This is a genomic window from Methanolobus halotolerans, assembly GCF_004745425.1.
Classification (GTDB): Archaea; Halobacteriota; Methanosarcinia; order Methanosarcinales; family Methanosarcinaceae; genus Methanolobus; species Methanolobus halotolerans.
This window is the reverse complement of sequence record NZ_PGGK01000020.1, coordinates 1-20,193: the sequence shown is the minus strand read 5'-3', so window position 1 is coordinate 20,193 and position 20,193 is coordinate 1. Positions and strand designations below refer to the sequence as shown.

The window sequence follows — 20,193 nt, the reverse complement described above, 5'->3', positions numbered from 1 at the left end:
CTAGAGTTCTGTTACAGGTGTCGATTTTTTCAAATAATGTTCAAATAATTCTTTTCCCCAATTACGACCATCTTGATTGCAGCATTCAAGATGTTTGTTATCAAAGTCTCCTTCAACAGTTAATGGGCTTAACATGATGCAGTGGTCATTATACAGAAAAGATAATAATCCCATATTTTCAGGATAAACAAATAAATGAATTAGCTCATTATCAATAAATTTCATAAGCTCTGTTCTATTTTCAGCTCTTAATTTGTCAAACAATTGGCTCTGTAGAAAACCTACTGAAATCAACATTATTTGGTTAATTTGGATAAAACTAATCAACAATGAAAGCTACTTTTCAAAGGAATTCATGTTGCTATATTTCCCAAAATCTCTAGGACTTCTACAGAGCCAATTTTCCATAACAATATAAGGCAATACCTATATACAATTAATTACAATATTCTAATTAATAGTAAATTTAATGTGGTGGAAATATGCCAAAATTGCAGGAAACAAAAAGTAATCAGTTTATTCTAACAATTCCAAAAGATGTATGTGAGCTCAAAGGATGGAAAAAGGGGACTGAATTAAAACTAGTTGAAAGAAACGGATATGTTTGTCTGATAGAAGGTTAACTTCTTATCTCTGCTACTCTTAACCTTCATATAAGCCCGTAGAGAAAGAAAAAGAACAAAGGCATACTCTAAACTTTTTATTTTATCCGTCTTAAAGCGCTTTAAAATTAACACTCTTTGTTTTTACCCGTTGCACATTTCTGTGCGCCTCTGTCCTGCACTGACTGGAACAATACTTTCTCCTTCTAATAACAGGTGAAGACTCATTTTTGCGAGGCAGCATTTTTTCTACACGAAGCTAAATAATCCTAGTGTCATACAGATACCGTTATTCTAAAATGGATTTAAAACATATGACTAGTGCGAGGAATAAAAATACTTTCACTGGATAAATTGACAGAGTTATTTGAACAGGGTATCATTATTGTACTGACCGTGATGATGTCCGCTCTTGTGCTAATCACAACAATAGAATTAGGGGTACTCATTGTTCAAGACTTTGTGGCTTCGCCTATAAGCATGCCATCTGAAAATCATTTGCTGGAGCTATTCGGATTTTTTTTGTTGGTTCTGATAGGACTTGAGCTACTGAACACGCTTAAAACGTATGCTTCAGAACACGCGATTCATGCTGAAGTGGTCCTGTCCGTTGCGTTGATAGCTATTGCGCGTAAGGTTATAATTTTAGATATCGATGAAGTTTCATCTCTTACATTGATAGGGATAGGAGTTATTATACTTGCACTGTGTAGTGGATATTATTTTTTTAAAAAGGGATGATAATCGGGCTCTGTAGAAATCCTCAATATTCGGATAATAACTAAAGTAATAATAATTTATAAAGTGCTATCGGTTACTGATGGTATTTGTCAATTGTGTCCTGTAGTCGATGATTTATAGATGTTTTCTACAGAGCCGCAAACTGGAATATTGTTGTAAACTATGAAAGCTGCAGCGTTTGAAAATGTAAAAGTGATGTATCTATGATTGCCGTTTATACGTTTCTTTGAAATCTGGCATTGACCTTCATCAGATTCTATCAACTCCCTGTCAAGCTGTAAACGGGACCTCATGTATGGCACTATCACGTCAGTAAAGATCAGGGCTGTACCAAAGCCACCAATTGAGCAAAAGATGGCAACTGTGAGCAATGCCTGGACGTACTGCGCAAGGAAGTGATCGGAAACGTACAACTGATTCTGGGACAGGATTATGTCGGTAGTGCTTACGTTTAGCATGGGATGGCCTCATCTTGTGTCTGGGTTTTGTCTTGTTCTGTCTCACTGGCAATGTCGAGCACGTCTTTCCATTTCTCAAAGTGTATCTCGTCTATGTCCGGGTACCTGTAGAAATGTGTATCATAGGCTTTGCCTACTGTGCGGCTGAAGGGGAAGCGTTCTACGCAGTAGATCGCATGGGGGGGAGGTATAGCGTTGTGCAACTGCAAGCTCGTCCAGGAAGACATCTGCAGAGAACCACAGGGGCCAGCGGAGAAAAGGGAGTTTATGGCAATGCATGAGAATGAACTCCTCGGTTATCTCGCGGATTACCACATCGATCCTTGCAGGATTGTGGGCTATCAGGAAGATGTCATTGTTGAGGTGGCGGTTGGTTGCAAAGAATGTGTGCTCGTCCTTCTGGAAGGTCTTATAGTCCCGGCTGTTATAGTTCCTGTAGGCTTCGTCTATTACTATCATCGAGTCGGTGATGTTCTGCTTTGCAAGTTCTGATTTCCAGACGTTCGTGAAGCCTTTTTTGGGATGTTCTACGGGAAAGTTGGTGAAGTAATGCTTTTTGCGATCTCTTCCCATGGATTTTAAGAGCTTGAGGACGGTATAATAGGCCTTACCAGCTCCTTTTACATGATAAATAATAAATCACTATCATATTTTCATAGTAGATACAAAGGCACATAAAGAAAAGGACGCAATAGCATTATGTTTTAAGGGGATGATAAAATAAAAATAAAAACTATATTAGCACTTACATTGATTGCATTTGCTTTAATCATTTCATCTGGCTGTGTTTCATCAGAATCCGTTTATTCGGATAATAATCCAAACGAGTCACACCCGGATCTAAATGCAGATCCTATTCTTTCTAATGCCTCTGGACAAGAAGAACAGCAACCTTTTGAACCAGAGCCCACAACACCACTAACAAACCAGAGCTTTTTAACAGTTCATTTTATTGATGTTGGACAGGGAGATTCCATTCTAATTCAAATAAATGACAAGAACATGCTGATTGACGCCGGAGATCGAGGTTCAGGAGATAGGGTTGTAGAATATCTGAAAGACAATGACATTGAAGAGCTGGATACTGTTGTGGCCACACATGCACACGCAGACCACATCGGGGGGATGCCTGAAGTATTAAATAATTTCTATGTCAAACAGTTTATTGATAGTGGTAACCCACACACAACTAAGACTTTTGAGAACATGTTAATTGCCATCGATGAGAAAGATATACCTTTCAGCCTTGCAGAAGCGGGCCAGACAATAAACCTTGATCCATCTACCACCATCACTGTACTCAATCCTGCAGAGCTCACAGGTGACATCAACGATGACTCCGTTGTTCTTAGAATAACATATGGAGATGTATCCTTCATGTTTACAGGTGATGCAGAGACTCATGCAGAGGACAATATAGTTGCTGCAGAATATGATATTGACAGTGACATTCTCAAGGTTGCTCATCATGGAAGTGTATCGTCAACCAGTCCAGATTTTCTAGAACTTGTTAATCCAGAAGTCTGCATAATCATGGTTGGAGCAGACAATCGTTATGGTCATCCGCATCAAGAAATTATTGATAGACTCAACTTGTTTGGATGTGAAATATACAGGACCGATCTTGATGGTAATGTTGTTGTCAAGACCGATGGAAGAGAGTACAGTGTAGAGACTCAAACCAGCGGATTAGTAATTCCTATGACAGCTATGACCTTTGCAATGATGGTAGAAGCATAGGAGAGATAATAGTGAATAGCAATTTCAAGGTTTCACTGGATAGAGTAGAAGAAGATATCGCGGTACTGCTTGTGAGGGATGATGAGTCGATCAAGATCGACATTCCTTTACCCCTTCTTCCTTCGGGTTGCAAAGAGGGAGATATTCTGGATATCAATATTGAAAGAGATGAAAAAGAAACAGAGGATGCGAAGAAGAGAGTGTCATCTTTGATTGAGAAATTGAAGAACAAATGAAATTGATTGACTTCAAATTGCTGGTTATTCCACATTTTCACACTCAGGAAAAGAGTCATCAATTGTTTTTATGATTATAATTTACAACGTACTTATAAAACCTTCAAGCCCATTTTTAAAAAGAGGGGGAAGGTGATCACTCTTTCTTGTTCAATAAATTGTCACTGATGTGTTATCATAATGATAATGATGATGTATAGAATTAGATAAATATATATAGAATATTACCACTAAATATAGGTGGTTGGTAAGATGCATTGCTGTCTGTAGTTCTCATAACTAGTCAGTGCTGCCTTTCAACTAGGTGGTAAAAAAATGAATAAAAACAATGGTCTTAAAAGCAGTTCTAAAAAAGGGAAAAACTCATTTCTTATTATTATACTTTTTTTTACATTTATTGTTTCAATGAGTGGATGTATAGATGGTGTCGATGAAATAACAAATACTCCGGGAAGCATCGATGAAATAACAGATACAAATACAACTGAAGATGATGACATGAATGATCCTGAAGAGGAGACATACGCATCCCTTCAAGAACAAGAGCCTTTAGAAACAAAAGAAAATGAAACATTCACAGTCAGAGTGAGCTCAGGCAGTGGTTCAGGACGCAGCGTTACTCCTGCAACTCCGATAACATCCAGTGGTACACTGGAACTTGACCCTGTTTCTGCAAATAACAACACCGATCAGAACATAAAGATGGTCTACAGGGCAGGGGAGAACATAACAAACGGTATGGTCAGGATAGGCATACCAGCCGAATTCACAGTCAATGACACAATGGACACTCTCTCTGTTGCAAATGAGCCGCAAACAACTGTTGCAGACAACAACAACGCATCCTATGATGCAAACAACATACTCACCATTACCAACCTTACTATAAATGAAAACCAGGAGATAAATCTGACACTGGCGACACGAAGCCTTGACTTTGCAGGCACATACCATTTCACAGCTGGTGCAAAGAACTCAGACAAAGATATCAGCGATGTTATCTCTGCGGTCTTTACTATCTATAACGATGATGCATACCTGATAGCCCTGACAATATCATCAGAAGAGCTTGATCCTGCATTTGCCGCCGGCATAGGCAACTACGCTGCAAGTGTGGAATACAATGTAGAGCAGGTCAGTGTAGAAGCAATACTCTCAGACACAAAAGCAAGTCTGATAGTAAATGGAAGCAACACCTCCAGCGGTGATGCAACACCGGTCATACTGAACGGTCCCGGAGAGTACACTGAAATAACAATAGATATCCTGGCAGAGGACGAAGTAAGCTCGAACAATTATACCATCAATGTAAGCAGGGCTATCTCCCCGCACATACAAGATGCAAGTGTGAGCATAACAGAAGGCAGTGTTGTCTTTGGATACAGCTTCTACAACGAGACAGGAGTATTGATGACATATGCTGATGCAATGGCAAACCCATATCTGCTTGACAGCACAGCTTCAACCATATCCCTGGTAAACGAGACCGGAGCAGCCACAGGTGCAATTCCCCTTGACTCCCTGGAACTTGATCTATCCGGAAATACAACATACCAGAACCTGACAGAGCTTGCAGATGCATTCAGCATTGCCGATATCATGCAGTGGGGTCACCCGACAACTGTTGAGCTGGATCTGAGCGGCGGACAAGGCGAATATACCTGGACCCTGCAGGAGAGCATAGCTCTCAACCAGGACGATATCGCTGCCTTCACATCCATAATACCCGGTAGCATCGTTGGCCAGATCACAAGCACAACAGGTGCACCTCTTGAGAATGTACTCGTTCAGCTGGAAGGTATGGAACAATATAACGCAAGCACCAACTCCCTTGGTATCTACACCATCGGAAACGTCCCTGCAGGCAACTACAATGTGACGGCCGGCTTCGCAGATTACAAGAGCAGTACCAATGAGCAGGTGGCCGTGCTAGCAGCCCAGCCAACAATTGGTATAGACTTTGCATTGATAAGCACCGACCCAGGTCTTGCTGCTCTACATGTCAACCCGGGCAGCCTGTACCCTGTATTCGATGTACAGACCACCGCTTACAACGTGCCAGTAAGCCACACCGTGGATGAGATACAGCTTACAGCCATCCTTTCAAATCCACAGGCAAGCATAAGCATAAACGGTGATCCGTACATCAGCGGCGATACAAAGACAGTTGCACTGCAAGACCCTGCATCGTCAACTGAAATAAGCATCTCTGTGACCGCCGAAGACCAGACAAGCATCCGCACGTACAATGTCACAGTAGACAGGGCAGCGGTTCCAACATACACTGTAACTTTCAACGTTAGCGATGACACACATCCAATATCAGATGCAGATATACTCATTGACAACCAGGCCCTCACAACCGACGGAGCGGGTATTGCCAGCATTGATCTGATAAACGGTACCTATGAGTACAATATCACAGCCAGTGGCTTTTATACTGAGGAAGGTACTGCTGTGGTATCCGGAGAACCTGTTGATATAACGGTAAACATGACCACCGTACCGGTCATACAAGATGTCGGTGTGAGCATAACAGAGGGCAGTGTTGTCTTTGGATACACCTTCTACAACGAAACCGGTGCATTGCTCACATACGCGGATGTGACGGCAAGCCCATATCTGCTTAACAGCACAGCTTCAACCGTAACCTTGGTAAACGAGACCGGAGCAGCCACCGATGCAATCCCCCTTGACTCCCTGGGCCCTGACGCCTCAGGTAATCTTGAATACCAGAACCTGACAGAAGTTTCAAATGCCTTCAACATTGCCGATATCATGCAGTGGGGCCACCCGACAACTGTCGAGCTGGACCTGAGCGGCGGACAGGGTGAATACAGCTGGACCCTGCAGGAGAACATAGTTCTCAACCAGGACGATATTGCTGCCTTCGCATCCATAATACCCGGTAGCATCGTCGGCCAGATCACAAGCACAACAGGTGCACCTCTTGAAAATGTACTCGTTCAGCTGGAAGGTATGGAACAATATAACGCAAGCACCGACTCCCTTGGTATCTACACCATCGAGAATGTCTCTGCAGGCAGCTACAACGTCACGGCCAGTATTGCAGGGCATAAGAGCAGTACAAACGAGAATGTTGTTGTCCTTGCAGCCCAGCCAACAAGCGGTGTTGACTTTGAAATGGTGCCGGTATACACTGTAACCTTCACTATCAACGACGGCAGCCTCCACATCGAGGATGCACAGATAGACATTGCAGGTCAACTCCTGTCAACTAACGGGTCCGGAATGGCAACTATTGATCTTGTAGACGGCATGTACAACTACAATGTCACAGCCAGCGGATATTATCCTGTAGAGGATCAAAGTGTAACAGTATCCGGTGCGCCAGTTGATATAGCGGTCATCATGGACATCGTACCAGTCATAAAGGATGCAAGTGTGAGCATAACAGAAGGCAGTGTTGTCTTTGAATACACTTTCTACAACGAGACCGGTACATTGCTAAGCTATGCTGATGCAACGGCAGACCCATATTATCTAAACAACACCATCTCAACCGTTACACTGGTTAACGAGACAGGTGCTGCAACCTCTGCAATTGATCTTGACTCCATGGGACTTGATCTAGCCGGTAATACAACATACCTGAACCTGACAGAGATTGCAGATGCTTTCAGCATTGCCGATGTCATGCAGTGGGGTCACCCGACAACTGTCGAGCTGGACCTGAGCGGCGGACAGGGCGAATATACCTGGACCCTGCAGAAAACCATAACCCTCACACCAGTAGACATCGCTGCCTTCATGTCCATGGTAAGCACATCCCCGGAAGGGGACCTGCTTGATGCTGCTGCAGGTTCGGACTTTATCGGAGTGCTCTTTACCAGGGAAGGAGACCTCTATTATAAGCAGCTTGGATCAGATGAGACCTGGTCCTCTGAGACCCTTGTCAATGAATCGGCTAGTGAAGGGAAAATAGTTGTCGATAGCGTGGATAAAGCACATGTGGCTTATACCACAGTCAATGGAAAAGTAGCCTACAGAACAATGGATACTGGCGTGTGGACCGACACACTATACATAGAATCCAATAACGTAGGCGAATGTTATTGGCCAGATATAGATGTTGATTCAAATAACGATCCGCATGTAGTATATGTCGATACAATGGGAGATACTGCTGGAACAAGAAATCAACCAGACCTTATGTATGCTTCCCTGAACAATGGAGAGTTCAACAAGGTGCTCTTGAAAAGTGGAGAATATGATAGCTATTGGAAAAGCGGCTCTTACCCAGGTGAGAAAGCCCCACAAATAACAATGGACGATAATGATAATAGATATTATTTCTATCAATGGAGAACATATAGCCATGACATGTATGTATACCATGACAGAGGAATTAGTGTTGTAGGAGCAAACACTCAAAGCCTGGGATCTGTCGGTAGCAACACTAATAGATTCGATATCTACGACCTAAAGATTGTTGATGGCAAGCTCTACGCTCTCTACAGGAACGGAGCCCAGATAAAAACCAATGAGATGAACATCGATGCAGCTGGACAGATAACTTCATCCGTGGACAAAATTATCTTTGATGCAAGCTCTGCTTACTCGCTTGATGTCGCATCGGATGATATCATTATCGGCAGCAAGGACGGAGATAATCTGAGAGCCCATTACAACGATATCCCGCAGAAATTCACTGAGATCGATGTAAAAGGCAATGCTGTCTCGATCGTGCACCTGGGAGGAAGTTTCTATGCTGCCTACACAGACAATGAGGACGGCAGCATAAAAGTGCAGGCAATTCAGCAACCCGTCGGTTAAATCTCCAAACAACCCCATGGACATGGGGTTACTTTTTAATTTTACTTTTTTAATTTAATTGCCTAGAACCTTTGAAAGAGTGATAAATGATATTTGATATTCATTGACCGCGAGCAGTGAATTTAAAGGCTCTGTAGAAAACCGATCAAAATCACAATCATTAGATTGAAACTGGCAGATTCATTCAATTACAGATAATGCTTTTATAATTATTGTTAACTTCATTTTACGTCAGAATCTCGAGGATTTCTACAGAACCGATATTAATAAACATTAGGTATGAGCCTTTCAGATTCCTTGTTGATATGTATAATCAGTCTTATTGAATCCAAGAAGATGGATAAATAAGACTTTAGCTGGACTGAGAGCTATTCTCCCAGGTTAAAACCTTCTGGAGCAAAGAAGGTTACTGAAGAGTTCAATTTGTGGATGAACAAGAAAGTACCTTACACAACCGAAAAAATATTAGTTACAAATTTGACTTCATTCTTACATATATATATTATAAATTTTCCATTTAATTCAGTATAAATAGCAATAACCTTATAATCTATAATTAAAGATTTGAAGAAACAACGCTTGCTTGGTGTTCAATTGAAACAAACACTTCTGGATGTGATATTTGCCTCTGAGAAGAGAAAAGAGGTTTTATTACTGTTAAATGAGAGACCTCAGGAGATGGGACATCTTCTTAAGTCTCTTAATACTACTAGACAAGCATTACTTCCGCAGATAAAAATACTTGAGAATCATTATCTTATTTTCCATCAAAAAGATGTCTACGAGCTGACATCTATCGGAAAGCTTCTAGTTGAGAAATGCATTCCATTGGTAGGCGCAATTGAATTTTTTAGTGTTGATATTGAATACTTGGGAACTCAAAAGCTAGAGTTCATACCTCCTCACCTTTTCACAAGGGTAAATGAAATTGGAAGCAGTGAGGTTATAAGTCCTGAGATAGCAGAAATGTATGACCTCAACGAGGAGTTTCATGATACCTCAATAAAATCCAAATCCGCATTAATAATATCTTCCTTCCTATATCCCAATTTTTGTGAATTAACCTATGAGCTCATAAAGAATGGTGTAGAAGTGCACCTTATCATTTCCCCTGAATTAATGGATCGACTAAGGGTACATAAATATGTTAATATTAACATACTTCTAGAAAGTAAACTGATGCATGTTTATGTGTATTCTAAAGAGTTGAATTTCCTTTTTATGGGTTGCAATGACTATTACCTCATCGTAAACCCTCTATCGCAGGATGGAACAACCGATCGTAAATATATCATGTCCAATAAAAAAGAAGCTCTTACATGGGGACGTGATTTCTTTGAATATTATCTGAAAGATTCTACACCACTAACACAATTGTAGTTAGATTTATTTTACTGTATTCTTTAATTATTTCTTTTAAGTGGGCAATGAACTTTATTGAATTTACGATCAAATTACAAGGATTTCTACAAAGCCGAAAATATCTCACCGAAGACTAAGTGCTAATTGTTTACCAGCTTCAAATGCTTTCTTTAGAACCTCAGAATCTTTTGAAACTGCCCCCCTATCGAAATAACCAGTCACCGGAAGCTTTTCTATTACAGTATAGCCAAGGGCTTCAAGAGGCATCTCCATAGCTTCAAGTGCAAATCCCATTTCTTTAATGTCTAATTGCTCACAGATAGAAAAGACAATTGCTTTTCGATCCTGATCTGCAAGTTTACTTGAATACTTTCTGGGTCGGTCATCTGTGAAATTATAGTAAGGATATAGTCTGTCTATAAAAGATTTCATAGATGATGTTATGTTGTAGTTGTAAGTGGGAGATCCAAGAATAAGACCCTTGCATTCTTCTATCTCAGGATAAAGTAGTTCCATTCCATCATGGAATTTTGTACAACGTCCATCTTTTCTACAGGCTTCACAACCAATACAAGATTCAATGGAATAATCCCTCAACAAAACCTTTTTAGTTTCAGCTCCTGCCGCCTCTGCCCCTTTTAAAAAAGTATCAATCAGGATATCAGTATTCCCATTTTCCCGAGGGCTTCCACCAAGCCCAAGAATTTTCACTTTATTCATATTATAACCCTATTTAGTGATTTTATTTTAATTCGATTATCGATGATTTCTACAGAACCTATAATAATAGTACGAATTATATTTCATAATGGTTCTGGCACAGATCTCAGTGTTCGATCATTCGTAATATTCGTCCCTTGCACTCACTAAGGCTTTTATGTTTTTTGTAGGGGTATGTGGTGCAAGTCCACAACCGGGCGCGAGGATATCCACACCGTTCTCTATACACATCTTAGCTTCGCTTTTTATTTCAGAGGGTTTTGATAATAAAAGGGTACCAACAGGAGCTACATTACCTATAAGGCAAGCTCTGTCCCCTATAACATCTTTAGCATATTTGAGATCCACTTTTTCTTCAATGCTCAATCCTTCAAATCCTGCATTTGCCATTGGATCTAGAATTACAGTAACATCTCCACACATATGCAATATCAGGGGGCCAGACGTATCGCGACACAATTTTTTATATTTTGGTAAGAACAAGGATTGAAAAGAGTCTGGTGGTAACAGATCAGGACCTGATTCTGAATCGGGAATACATACCACATCTACACCTTTTTCAAAAAGAGCATTTGAGTAATCCGTACATACCTCTACCCCAATTTGAACAACTCGTTCTATGATCTCCGGATCAGTAATAGACCACATCAAATAATTTTTTATACCCAAAAGAAATGCAGCTATTGCCGCAGGACCAACCATTCCCGCAATAACAGGTACATCATCCCCTACTTTTTCTCTGACAAATACTGTAGCATCTAATATTGTGGCAATACGGTCAGATTCTATAAAATTTACAGGAATAGTATACTCTAGCGCATCTTCTTTACTCTGACATGGACCCTTAAGGACCGCTGGCTGGGAGTCTAATGTTCCTTCTTTGATAGTACAACCAAGAGTTTGCGCAATAGCAGTTCCATCAAAAGGATATCTTACTGCTTCTAAACCTGCGATCTTGTATCCTCCAATGGCAAGGGTTCCCATCATTTTAGCATCATAATGTGCATCCGGCCAAAAGGCACCAGTGGCTTCCATCAATTCCACTGTTCCTGTCTGAGTTACTGAACAAACTGGCACTTTATCAACATATTTTCCCATCAGAGAATCTAAAAATCTTTGCCTTAGTGATATATCTGTCATAAGATACCTCTTGGAATAATACTGAAGGTACATAAGGTGGTATAAATAGGAAGTTAGTCTGCATGTATTAAAATGATTTCACATAAACACTACTTCAAGTTGGCTCTGTAGAAAACCTATTTCCTATTTAATTTAATTCGGGCTCTGTAGAAAACCTATTGAAATCATTACCAGTAGCTAAAATTCGGCAAAAAGAATCACTATTCTGGATAACGTATAGAAGTTTTATTGACTTGCATAATCGCTCGAACTAGGAGGATTTCTACAGAGCCATTATTATACAAGCAAAAACATTACTCCAAAAGTGCTGTTTCTTCAACGAACTGCTCGATCCTCTTTTTTATTGAATCTCTCAATGATCGTACCTGTTCTATTTGTTCTTCCTCCGTCCCGGTAAATGACTCCGGATCAGGGAACGGCCAGTTTAATTGTATGTAAGGTTTGGGAAATAAAGGGCATCCTTCTTCATTTGCTCTGTCACAGACAGTGATCACATATTTATAGAGTCCCCCCTTTCTGAAAAGATGCCATGCAGATTGAGTCTTTTTCTTGCTAAGATCAAACCCATCTTCTTCCATGACTTTTTGAACTAAAGGATGAAGATTGGTAGGTTTTAATCCAGCACTTTCAACTTCAAATCTATCTCCTGCAATCTTATTTAAATACTCTTCAGCTATCTGACTTCTCCCACTATTATGAACGCAAATAAAAAGTACTTTACTTTTGTTACCATTAGATGCCATGCAATCTTTAGTAATAATCGAAACTAAATAAAGCTAATCTATTTAGTATCTATAGTAATATACAGAAAAAACCGAAACGACAATATGTTCCTGTCAAACAAATGAGCATTTAGCTCAAACCTTTGATACCAATTTTTTCAGCTTTAGTTTCTCAATCACAAGCTCGCAGTTGGCAGTGTAGCGAATTTGCTGTAAATTGCAAGTTAATTTTTTGTAGACAGTAGAATAACTAGTCTCTTGCTATTGAATTTTTAACTCTAAAACGCCTAGAAGTTTGTAATTTTACAGAACTTGTGTTACACTGCCGACTGGCAAATACTCTACTCCATAGTTGCACTTTTTTATTGGGCTTTATTATGCCGGGAAAACAGAAATAAGTGGATCAATGGCAGGTCTTATTCTGATAGCTTTGCTTGTTCCATTATACTACTTTGGTTTTCATCGTGTTAAAAAGTTTGAAGGACATCCAAGCATCGAAAAGTTTAGGGCAGAATTTGGAAACCATATTATTGAAAAGGAAAGGGAGTTATATTCTGAAAGATATTGAATGGATAATTTCAAACTATGAAATTGTAGAGGTTGAAATTAAGAGAAGGTTGGTAGGATTAACATGAATCAATACGCTTTATCGTAGTGAGTGAAGCTTACAAGAGTGATTATGTTGTTGTCGTCATCGATCTCATAGATCAGAACAAAATGGCCAACATGAGCCCTGCGATATCCTTTGAGAACATTACGTAAAGGTTTTCCGCACTCTGGATTATCACGAATACTAGTAGCAGTTTTCTTAAAACGGTTGAAGAGAACAGAATCCTTTTTGAAGAGAACTTTAGTCTCTTTCTCAAAACGAAGTGTTGTAACTACTCGGTATGTCATTTTTCATAACTGGCAAACAAGTCTTCAAGTGAATCGTACTTGGTACCTTTTCCATCTTTAACGTCTTGTATGCTTTGCTCAACTTCTTTGATGAACTCAGGGTTAAAGCATTTTTTAGGTGGACAGGATGCTTTCTTGCTTCGAGCTATCTTTCTACTGTTAAATTTATGAATTAAAGTATGAATGTTTCTCATAGAGGGTATCCTTATTTGGGCTCTGTAGAAATCATCGATATTTGGATATAAAAGTGATTTATCAATAATGTAAATGTACTGTCAGCTACAGAACTGATTTGCTACTTTTGTTTTGTTGATGGTGTTCTGGACAGGTTCTCTACAGAGCTCTTACTTGTAGATATATATGAGTGTTGATGACCTTGTTAGCTATTCTATGCTTACGCATGTAGATTGTTACACATCTTTGAGTTTGAGAAACTCAAAGGATATTCACCTTTTGTAAGCGTCGTCATGATGAGAGAAATGCACTAGTGAAACTGTCCTCTCTTCCAAATCCACGGTGAAAATAAGGACAAAACTAGTCATTATATGTACTCTATAGTGGCCAGCAAGTTCATTGCGTAGAGGTTTAAATCTGGTTGGATTTTCGAGAATGTCTTTGATTTTTTTCTCAAGAATATTCTCAAGCTGAACATTTTTCCTTGTAAGCTTCTTGATTTCCTTCTTACACTCCGATGAGATGAAAAGTGAATAACTCACATCGATCACCGAATAAATTATTTAAAAATATCAGATACATCTTCAACAGCTTCATATGACTTCTTATCTGCCTTCTTTAATTTCTCAATTAACTCTTGCTTTATTGGTAATTCATCAACAGGATGCCAATCAATCATTTCACAAAACTCAGCATCAGCCTCAGAAATAGTTTTGTTTCTGATATAAATCTCAAGTATCTTTCGTTTTCTTATCCCATCTTGTACAACTTTAGACCACTTTACCCATGAGTGAGCCTGGAGCCTATTATAGAGTTCAACATCAATTGGAACTGTTAGGGTAGGCATTATTTATCACAACTCCTTTCAAAGCGTTCAAATTCATCTAGCATCTGGACCTTTTTCTGGATACTTTCTTTGGCAACCTGGACCCAGTTAATGTCAGGTAAAGAATCCATTTCCTGTTTGAGATCTTCTGGAAGGGAGACAGTAAATCTTTTCATGAGAATCACCATTTACATAGGGTTATGCATGTGCATATATATTTAGTTATGGTTTATGGTTTATCAATTAAGTAACAATGTTTCTTACCTTTTTTATAAAACAAAGTTTTACTATTATTAGGTAAAAATTCAGAGTATGAGGTTGAAAGGTGTGGGAGTATGAAAAGACAGGTCAGTGTAGCGGTCATTGCATTAGTATTAATGCTATGTGTTTCGATTACGGGTGCAGAAGAGAACAATTCAGACAAGTATAGTTTTGAGCGTTATGGTGGAGAAGAATTCACACCTCAAGCGATGGAGTTCGGTGAGAATCTGAAGAACCAGGAAAAAAATGAGCTTCTATCCATCAGTACGAATGAAAGAAAACATGTATTACTCCAGTTCTATGCCAATCCAATTGAAAACCAAAGGAAATTGCGCTCTAAGAGTTTCTCCTTCAATGTGCACTGTCAACGGCCTGAGGATTCAGTAACAAACCTAGATCCACATAAAAATATACAGGTGTAAAATTGAATATCACCAACCAAATTATGGATAAAATTATTCCTGATATCAAATTATTTAAATTTGAAATTATAACAAAAATTCCAAAAGAAAATCTTGTTCATATTATCTGTGATTTCTATTGGAGTAAAAATTACAGATTAATAGATATCATGAAAGACCCAAAAAACTATGGAAATTTTATACATTATAATCCGTTGTTAAATATTGAAGATACAAGTGAACTCAAGCAGATCTCTGTTACAACATATAAAAAGAATGAAAACAAGCAAGTTTTTGATTCTGTAAATGTGATATTTAAGGAAGAGTGGCTAAATAAAACTAAAATGGAATAGCATGTCGATTTCGGCTTTAAAAACTGGCAAATACTCTACGCCATTGTTGCATTTTTTATTGGGCTTTATTATGCTGGGAAAACAGAAATAAGTGGATCAATGGCAGGTCTTATTCTGATAGCCTTGCTTGTTCCAATATATTTATTGGGTTTTCTCCGTGCTAAAAAGTTTGAAAAACATCCAAGCATTGAAAAGTTTAGGACAGAATTTGAAAACCACATTCTTGAAAAGGAAAAGGAAAAGGAATTATATTCTGAAAGATATTGAACAGAAATAGCTGAAGACATAATGGTATTGTCGGATTATCTGGCAGACTACTCTACCCATCAACAAAATGCAGAATTACAAACGCCCATACTTTTTATGCGCCTGCTCTGCCGTAAGAATATCAAAAACGTAGACTCTGTGGTTTTCCCGGTCTATCCGATAAAAAATTCGATAGCTTCCTACTCTCAACCGATATGCAACATCATCGGCACCTTTGATTTCCTTTTTATTCCCTCGTCCGGTTCCTGGAAAGGGTACATTCAGCTCTTTAAGTGATGATTTTATGTTCTCTTTGACCTCAAGAGGAAGTTTGGTAAAAAGCTCAGGGAGCACTAAAACTTTAAAGTTCATCTATGCTCACAAACTCATCCTTACGCTCAGCCACAACGTTACGGCTATATTCAACAAGTTCATTGCGATTGTGCTCTCTGATGAGTAATTCGATTACTGTATTGTAATCTTCTCCCATATGGCCTATGGAGCGTAATGCATCTCTAGTAATCTTTTTTACTTGAATTGTGGTTGTTTCACCCATATGCGTCCTATAGCTGCTATAGTAATTATAGCTTTCTGATCATCTCGGCAGTACCATTCTACTCATCAACGAGAATAACCTAGAAAAGTAAGTTTTCTTTTCAGTAGAATCCTCAATGTAGTTTTACGAAACAATGTTTCTTACCTTTTTTATAAAACAAAGTTTTACTATTATTAGGTAAAAATTCAGAGTATGAGGTTGAAAGGTGTGGGAGCATGAAAAGATAGGTCAGTGTAGCGGTCATTGCATTAGTATTAATGCTATGTGTTTCGATTACGGGTGCAGAAGAGAACAATTCAGACAAGTATAGTTTTGAGCGTTATGGTGGAGAAGAATTCACACCTCAACCAATGGAGTTCGGTGAAAACATAAAGAGTCAGGAAAAAGATGACTCACTGTCCATCAGTACGACGGAACGAAAGCATGTATATCTCCAATTTTATGATATCTTGACTGAGGAACAAAAACAAACTTTAGGACAGTATGATGTTGAGTTTATAAAAAGTTCTGGCGCTTATACATATATTTTCTCGATGCCTGCGGATATAACTCCTGCAGATCTTCCGGCTGAAAGTGGACTTCGTTGGATGGGACCTATACCTGTTGAGAATAAGTATGATCGAACATATGGTCCAGATGTTCCTGCCTGGGCAAGAGCAGAAAATGGAAATGTGAAATTGGGAATAATTTTCTATGAAGATGTTGCCCCAAAGGATTCAGAAAGTATTGCAAAAAAGTATTCTCATAATTTTTCAACTCCCCAAAATGGGAGACCATGATACTATGAAACAATAACCAATGAAACTAATATTACTTTAATTGCTAATGAAGATTCTGTTCAACATGTTGGTTATTATGGATATGAAACTGTACCTGCAGAAAGTGGTTTTGTAGATTATATAGAAAAACAGTCTGTTATGAGGAGTTATGCTCTATTGTTGAAGACTAGGGAGCTTGCTCAGTATCTTGTTGAGAAAAGGAAAACTCTTGATTTCAGTAAGCCTTCTTATTTTGTGGAAAGGCAGGATTCAGAGGAAATTAGGCAAAGGATATTGAGTATTTCTTATTCTGACTGGAAAAAGATGGGATTTTCAAAAGGGACTCTCCACTACATGAAGAAGAATGCTGAAGCTGATAAACCATTTACACTTAATACTCATGTTAGGGAAAGGTTGGAGATGTGGGAAGGGTGTAAATTATGGTTTAAAGGTCAACTTTGTTAAAAATATATTAATATTAACTGTCGAATAAAATAATTATAATTAGTAGTGACCATAGAAAGAATACTATGAAAGTTGAGTTCAATAAAATTACATGTAGTAAAGGAGGTATCCCCACATGAAAAAACCGTTAATTGATGTTCTGTTTATGTCTGAAAAGAGAAAAGAGACCCTCCTATTATTACAAGATGGAGCAAAGGAAATGGAAAACCTCCTGACTGCTCTGGATACAACAAGAGCAGCATTACTTCCACAAATAAGGATACTGGAAGAACATCATCTTGTGTCTCAAGATGGAGACACGTACGAGCTAACGCCTATGGGGAAGCTGATAGTTGATGAGATGAGCCATTTATTGAGTAATGTCGATGCATTGGATGCTGATATTGATTATTGGGGAAGCCATAAGCTTGACTTCCTCCCGCCGCATCTATTAAAGCGAATAGGTGAGATCGGAAAATGTAATACTATAACTCCTACTGTTCCAAAAACTCACTATATACTTAAACAGTTCCATAAAAGTTCAAAGAAGTCAGAGGTTATTTACAGCATAAACACTTTTTTCCATCCAAACTTTATAGAACTATTTGATGATCTGGTCCGGAATGATGTTGAAATACATTTTATCCTTTCCCAGGACCTATTGGATCACATGACAGAGGACTATAACAAAACATTTAATAGTCTGATTAATACTAATAAATTCCATTTTTACTTACACCCAAAGAATTTAGGTTTTATGTCCTTAGGAGTAAGTAAACATCATTTAATGTTAACCTCATTACGAAAAGATGGATTTTTTGATAATAGCCGAGTTTTATGTAATAGCCAGACTGCAGTTGAATGGGGAATAGAGCTTTTTAACCATTACCTGAATGACTCTACAATAATAGATGAAGTTTGATCACTTATTTTTTTTGTCATTTAATTTATCATACAGTAAACAAAACCTATAATTAATAGTATTTTTAAAGTTACTCTAATTAATGGGGATTGCTATCAATGGCTTATGAAGTTTATCCAATCTATGACTTAGAAATAGAATTTAATTCGATAGGTATCAAGCTTGATGAAACCGTTGCTTTCAAGAACAAGGTAAATAAAATTGTATATGTAGATATTGGAATTATTTTAGTATATATTGAGGAACCGACCGTCAGACATGTATTTATACCACTGTCTACCATCTCCAAGATCTCCTATAGAACACAAAATACAACATGAAGTTGGAAGAATGTCTTGTTTGGGCTATTATAATGAAACTATCCTAACTTAACTATTTTTCTTTGTATAGAAACTTGTAGCAAGTCATAGTCGTATTTATTTACAAAGTTTCGTTTTTTCTGCTTAACTATATCCCCACATAAAAGCGCGAGCTTATCATTCAGACATTTCATACTAACTTATTCAGTTTCAAATTCTTAATCGCAAGCTCCACAGTTTCTTCCACTTGTTTTTCTCTGAGCTTGTTCTGCGTTTTTGAATAACACCCTACATAAAATCAATCTAAGTTTAGGCATTTGCTTGTAATATATCTTATTCTGAATGGAAGGAACTGGAATTTTCAAAAGGTGCTCTCCATTATTGAAAAAGAACGCTGAAACTGATAAGCCTTTTACTCTTAATGTTCATGCAAGGGGAAAGGTTGGATTTGTGGGAACAAACATAAAGATTGAGATTTGTAGACAAACACACTTGTTAGATAAACAGGCATGGTTGCCTATATTTGATTTTAACAAAGTATGTATATAAGTTCCACATTAAGTGGCTCTGTAGAAAACATATCAAAGCCAGCATCATAAGATTTGAATCTGCAATGAGTATCGTCAATCTGAAGGGCATTGATAATTAGTTCATAACTTCTATTCTTGCCCGAATATCGAGGATTTCTACAGAGCCAAAAAAAGATAATTTTTTAAATAGACCTACAGAATGCTAGAAATATTATTTATACTAATAGTGCATAAGTTTTTGAAGGGAGGTTAGATAATGGCAGATAAAATTACATGCCACGATATGAAGAAAGGGGAGATTTACGTATGCGAAACATGCGGAATTGAGCTGCAGGTGCTCAAAGAAGGAAACCCATCCCATATGGGTGGAAAAGACTCTGAACATCCAGGATTCGAGTGTTGCGGCAAAGCACTTACATTAAAAAAGTAAATTGATATCCTATTTTTGAATATTGGGACTTTTGCAGGATGAAATATGTTTCTATTTTTTTTCAATCGAAAGTCGCAAGCATTTAGATGATTTCCTCAGGCATAAATAAAAAACTGTTATTATTAATCTAAAAGGTTCGTTTTTTTGGGCTTATCTATAACCCCACATAAAAGCGCGAGCTTATAATTCGAACATTTACACGAGTTTCTTCTGTTTCAGTTTCTTTATCACCGGCTCTGCGGTCTCTTCCACTTGCCTCTCCATAAGACTGTTCTGCGCTTTTTAATAACACTCTACATAAAATCGATCTAAGTTTAGGCATTTGCTTGTAATAGTACTGAGTATACCTTATTCTGAACGGAAGGAACTAGAATTTTCAAAAGGTGCTCTCCATTATTGAAAAAGAATGTTGAAACTGATAAGCCTTTTACTCTTAATGCTCATGCAAGGGGAAAGGTTGGATTTGTGGGAACAAACATAAAGATTGAGATTTGTAGACAAACACACTTGTTAGATAAACAGGCATGGTTGCCTATATTTGATTTTAACAAAGTATGTATATAAGTTCCACATTAAGT

29 protein-coding genes are annotated in these 20,193 nt (G+C 38.3%); 16 read left to right on the top strand and 13 right to left on the bottom strand.

The features are described 5' to 3' along the window. A complete protein-coding gene (locus CUN85_RS12200) occupies positions 1 to 264 on the bottom strand; it encodes a transcriptional regulator FilR1 domain-containing protein (RefSeq protein ID WP_167848885.1) in 264 nt (87 codons plus the stop codon). 218 nt (positions 265 to 482) lie between these two features. Between CUN85_RS12200 and CUN85_RS12195 the strand changes: the two genes are divergently transcribed. Together CUN85_RS12195 and CUN85_RS12190 are read left to right on the top strand one after the other, a co-directional pair. Further along, positions 483 to 623: an AbrB/MazE/SpoVT family DNA-binding domain-containing protein gene (locus CUN85_RS12195; protein WP_135390589.1), complete on the top strand. Its 141-nt coding sequence runs from the start codon at positions 483 to 485 to the stop codon at positions 621 to 623. A 300-nt stretch (positions 624 to 923) separates the two neighbouring features. Further along, a complete protein-coding gene (locus CUN85_RS12190) occupies positions 924 to 1,343 on the top strand; it encodes a phosphate-starvation-inducible PsiE family protein (protein WP_205804457.1) in 420 nt (139 codons plus the stop codon). An 89-nt stretch (positions 1,344 to 1,432) separates the two neighbouring features. Here the strand turns inward: CUN85_RS12190 and CUN85_RS12185 are convergent, their stop codons facing one another. Beyond that, the gene (locus tag CUN85_RS12185) at positions 1,433 to 1,801 is read right to left on the bottom strand and encodes a hypothetical protein (protein ID WP_135390588.1); all 369 of its coding nucleotides are present in this window, start codon (positions 1,799 to 1,801) and stop codon (positions 1,433 to 1,435) included. A 120-nt stretch (positions 1,802 to 1,921) separates the two neighbouring features. Further along, positions 1,922 to 2,374 (bottom strand): zonular occludens toxin domain-containing protein, encoded by a 453-nt coding sequence (locus CUN85_RS12180; protein WP_135390587.1) that lies wholly within the window; start codon positions 2,372 to 2,374, stop codon positions 1,922 to 1,924. Between the two features lie 177 nt (positions 2,375 to 2,551). Between CUN85_RS12180 and CUN85_RS12175 the strand changes: the two genes are divergently transcribed. From CUN85_RS12175 to CUN85_RS12155, 4 genes are all read left to right on the top strand, one after another. Next, on the top strand, positions 2,552 to 3,541 hold the full coding sequence (locus CUN85_RS12175) for a ComEC/Rec2 family competence protein (RefSeq protein ID WP_235856332.1): 990 nt from the start codon (positions 2,552 to 2,554) through the stop codon (positions 3,539 to 3,541). An 11-nt stretch (positions 3,542 to 3,552) separates the two neighbouring features. Next, positions 3,553 to 3,777: a DUF3006 domain-containing protein gene (locus CUN85_RS12170; protein WP_205804455.1), complete on the top strand. Its 225-nt coding sequence runs from the start codon at positions 3,553 to 3,555 to the stop codon at positions 3,775 to 3,777. Between the two features lie 315 nt (positions 3,778 to 4,092). After that, complete coding sequence (locus CUN85_RS12165) at positions 4,093 to 8,574, top strand: carboxypeptidase regulatory-like domain-containing protein (protein WP_135390585.1); 4,482 nt, start codon at positions 4,093 to 4,095, stop codon at positions 8,572 to 8,574. Positions 8,575 to 9,168: 594 nt separating this feature from the next. Next, positions 9,169 to 9,954, top strand: a complete 786-nt coding sequence (locus CUN85_RS12155) for a helix-turn-helix transcriptional regulator (protein WP_135390584.1) — start codon at positions 9,169 to 9,171, stop codon at positions 9,952 to 9,954. 105 nt (positions 9,955 to 10,059) lie between these two features. Here the strand turns inward: CUN85_RS12155 and CUN85_RS12150 are convergent, their stop codons facing one another. The 3 genes from CUN85_RS12150 to CUN85_RS12140 all read right to left on the bottom strand — a co-directional run bounded on the left by CUN85_RS12150 (position 10,060) and on the right by CUN85_RS12140 (position 12,539). After that, the gene (locus CUN85_RS12150; protein ID WP_205804453.1) at positions 10,060 to 10,656 is read right to left on the bottom strand and encodes a flavodoxin family protein; all 597 of its coding nucleotides are present in this window, start codon (positions 10,654 to 10,656) and stop codon (positions 10,060 to 10,062) included. Positions 10,657 to 10,773: 117 nt separating this feature from the next. Next, positions 10,774 to 11,796, bottom strand: a complete 1,023-nt coding sequence (mtaA, locus tag CUN85_RS12145) for a methylcobamide:CoM methyltransferase MtaA (RefSeq protein ID WP_135390583.1) — start codon at positions 11,794 to 11,796, stop codon at positions 10,774 to 10,776. Between the two features lie 293 nt (positions 11,797 to 12,089). Then, positions 12,090 to 12,539, bottom strand: coding sequence for an arsenate reductase ArsC (locus CUN85_RS12140; RefSeq protein ID WP_135390582.1), 450 nt, complete (start codon positions 12,537 to 12,539; stop codon positions 12,090 to 12,092). Positions 12,540 to 12,924: 385 nt separating this feature from the next. Between CUN85_RS12140 and CUN85_RS13110 the strand changes: the two genes are divergently transcribed. Then, positions 12,925 to 13,086, top strand: coding sequence for a hypothetical protein (locus CUN85_RS13110; RefSeq protein WP_167848884.1), 162 nt, complete (start codon positions 12,925 to 12,927; stop codon positions 13,084 to 13,086). A 68-nt stretch (positions 13,087 to 13,154) separates the two neighbouring features. Here the strand turns inward: CUN85_RS13110 and CUN85_RS12135 are convergent, their stop codons facing one another. The 5 genes from CUN85_RS12135 to CUN85_RS13105 all read right to left on the bottom strand — a co-directional run bounded on the left by CUN85_RS12135 (position 13,155) and on the right by CUN85_RS13105 (position 14,591). Beyond that, entirely contained in the window at positions 13,155 to 13,415 is a 261-nt protein-coding gene (locus CUN85_RS12135) for a type II toxin-antitoxin system RelE family toxin (protein WP_135390581.1), read from the bottom strand. After that, positions 13,412 to 13,609: a DUF2683 family protein gene (locus tag CUN85_RS13675; protein WP_135390580.1), complete on the bottom strand. Its 198-nt coding sequence runs from the start codon at positions 13,607 to 13,609 to the stop codon at positions 13,412 to 13,414. Before CUN85_RS13675 ends, CUN85_RS12135 begins: the two co-directional genes overlap by 4 nt. A 252-nt stretch (positions 13,610 to 13,861) precedes the next feature. Further along, entirely contained in the window at positions 13,862 to 14,140 is a 279-nt protein-coding gene (locus tag CUN85_RS12125; protein ID WP_235856331.1) for a type II toxin-antitoxin system RelE family toxin, read from the bottom strand. A gap of 8 nt (positions 14,141 to 14,148) precedes the next feature. After that, on the bottom strand, positions 14,149 to 14,436 hold the full coding sequence (locus tag CUN85_RS12120; protein ID WP_135390578.1) for a hypothetical protein: 288 nt from the start codon (positions 14,434 to 14,436) through the stop codon (positions 14,149 to 14,151). Further along, positions 14,436 to 14,591 carry a hypothetical protein gene (locus CUN85_RS13105; RefSeq protein ID WP_167848881.1) on the bottom strand — a complete coding sequence of 52 codons (156 nt, stop codon included), beginning with the start codon at positions 14,589 to 14,591 and terminating at the stop codon, positions 14,436 to 14,438. Before CUN85_RS13105 ends, CUN85_RS12120 begins: the two co-directional genes overlap by 1 nt. Before the next feature lie 159 nt (positions 14,592 to 14,750). Here CUN85_RS13105 and CUN85_RS12115 point away from each other — a divergent pair, with 159 nt between their 5' ends. The 3 genes from CUN85_RS12115 (at position 14,751) to CUN85_RS13100 (ending at position 15,697) form a co-directional block, all read left to right on the top strand. Then, entirely contained in the window at positions 14,751 to 15,098 is a 348-nt protein-coding gene (locus CUN85_RS12115) for a hypothetical protein (RefSeq protein WP_135390577.1), read from the top strand. A gap of 23 nt (positions 15,099 to 15,121) precedes the next feature. Further along, complete coding sequence (locus CUN85_RS12110) at positions 15,122 to 15,430, top strand: hypothetical protein (protein WP_135390576.1); 309 nt, start codon at positions 15,122 to 15,124, stop codon at positions 15,428 to 15,430. A gap of 99 nt (positions 15,431 to 15,529) precedes the next feature. Next, positions 15,530 to 15,697: a hypothetical protein gene (locus tag CUN85_RS13100; RefSeq protein ID WP_167848883.1), complete on the top strand. Its 168-nt coding sequence runs from the start codon at positions 15,530 to 15,532 to the stop codon at positions 15,695 to 15,697. Between the two features lie 75 nt (positions 15,698 to 15,772). Here CUN85_RS13100 and CUN85_RS12105 read toward each other — a convergent pair whose 3' ends face one another. Next, complete coding sequence (locus CUN85_RS12105; protein WP_135390575.1) at positions 15,773 to 16,048, bottom strand: type II toxin-antitoxin system RelE family toxin; 276 nt, start codon at positions 16,046 to 16,048, stop codon at positions 15,773 to 15,775. After that, positions 16,038 to 16,166, bottom strand: a complete 129-nt coding sequence (locus tag CUN85_RS13565) for a hypothetical protein (protein WP_268921647.1) — start codon at positions 16,164 to 16,166, stop codon at positions 16,038 to 16,040. The genes CUN85_RS12105 and CUN85_RS13565 overlap by 11 nt, the downstream gene beginning before the upstream one ends. Positions 16,167 to 16,489: 323 nt before the next feature. Between CUN85_RS13565 and CUN85_RS12100 the strand changes: the two genes are divergently transcribed. The 6 genes from CUN85_RS12100 (at position 16,490) to CUN85_RS13095 (ending at position 19,615) form a co-directional block, all read left to right on the top strand. After that, positions 16,490 to 17,011, top strand: coding sequence for a hypothetical protein (locus CUN85_RS12100; protein WP_135390574.1), 522 nt, complete (start codon positions 16,490 to 16,492; stop codon positions 17,009 to 17,011). A 138-nt stretch (positions 17,012 to 17,149) separates the two neighbouring features. Next, positions 17,150 to 17,455 carry a CRISPR-associated protein Cas1 gene (locus CUN85_RS12095; RefSeq protein WP_235856330.1) on the top strand — a complete coding sequence of 102 codons (306 nt, stop codon included), beginning with the start codon at positions 17,150 to 17,152 and terminating at the stop codon, positions 17,453 to 17,455. 115 nt (positions 17,456 to 17,570) lie between these two features. Next, positions 17,571 to 18,356: a helix-turn-helix transcriptional regulator gene (locus CUN85_RS12090; protein WP_135390573.1), complete on the top strand. Its 786-nt coding sequence runs from the start codon at positions 17,571 to 17,573 to the stop codon at positions 18,354 to 18,356. A 98-nt stretch (positions 18,357 to 18,454) separates the two neighbouring features. Continuing rightward, positions 18,455 to 18,676: a hypothetical protein gene (locus CUN85_RS12085; RefSeq protein ID WP_135390572.1), complete on the top strand. Its 222-nt coding sequence runs from the start codon at positions 18,455 to 18,457 to the stop codon at positions 18,674 to 18,676. Between the two features lie 321 nt (positions 18,677 to 18,997). Further along, on the top strand, positions 18,998 to 19,204 hold the full coding sequence (locus CUN85_RS12080) for a hypothetical protein (protein ID WP_135390571.1): 207 nt from the start codon (positions 18,998 to 19,000) through the stop codon (positions 19,202 to 19,204). Positions 19,205 to 19,441: 237 nt separating this feature from the next. Then, the gene (locus CUN85_RS13095) at positions 19,442 to 19,615 is read left to right on the top strand and encodes a hypothetical protein (RefSeq protein WP_167848882.1); all 174 of its coding nucleotides are present in this window, start codon (positions 19,442 to 19,444) and stop codon (positions 19,613 to 19,615) included. Positions 19,616 to 20,193 lie beyond the last annotated feature (578 nt).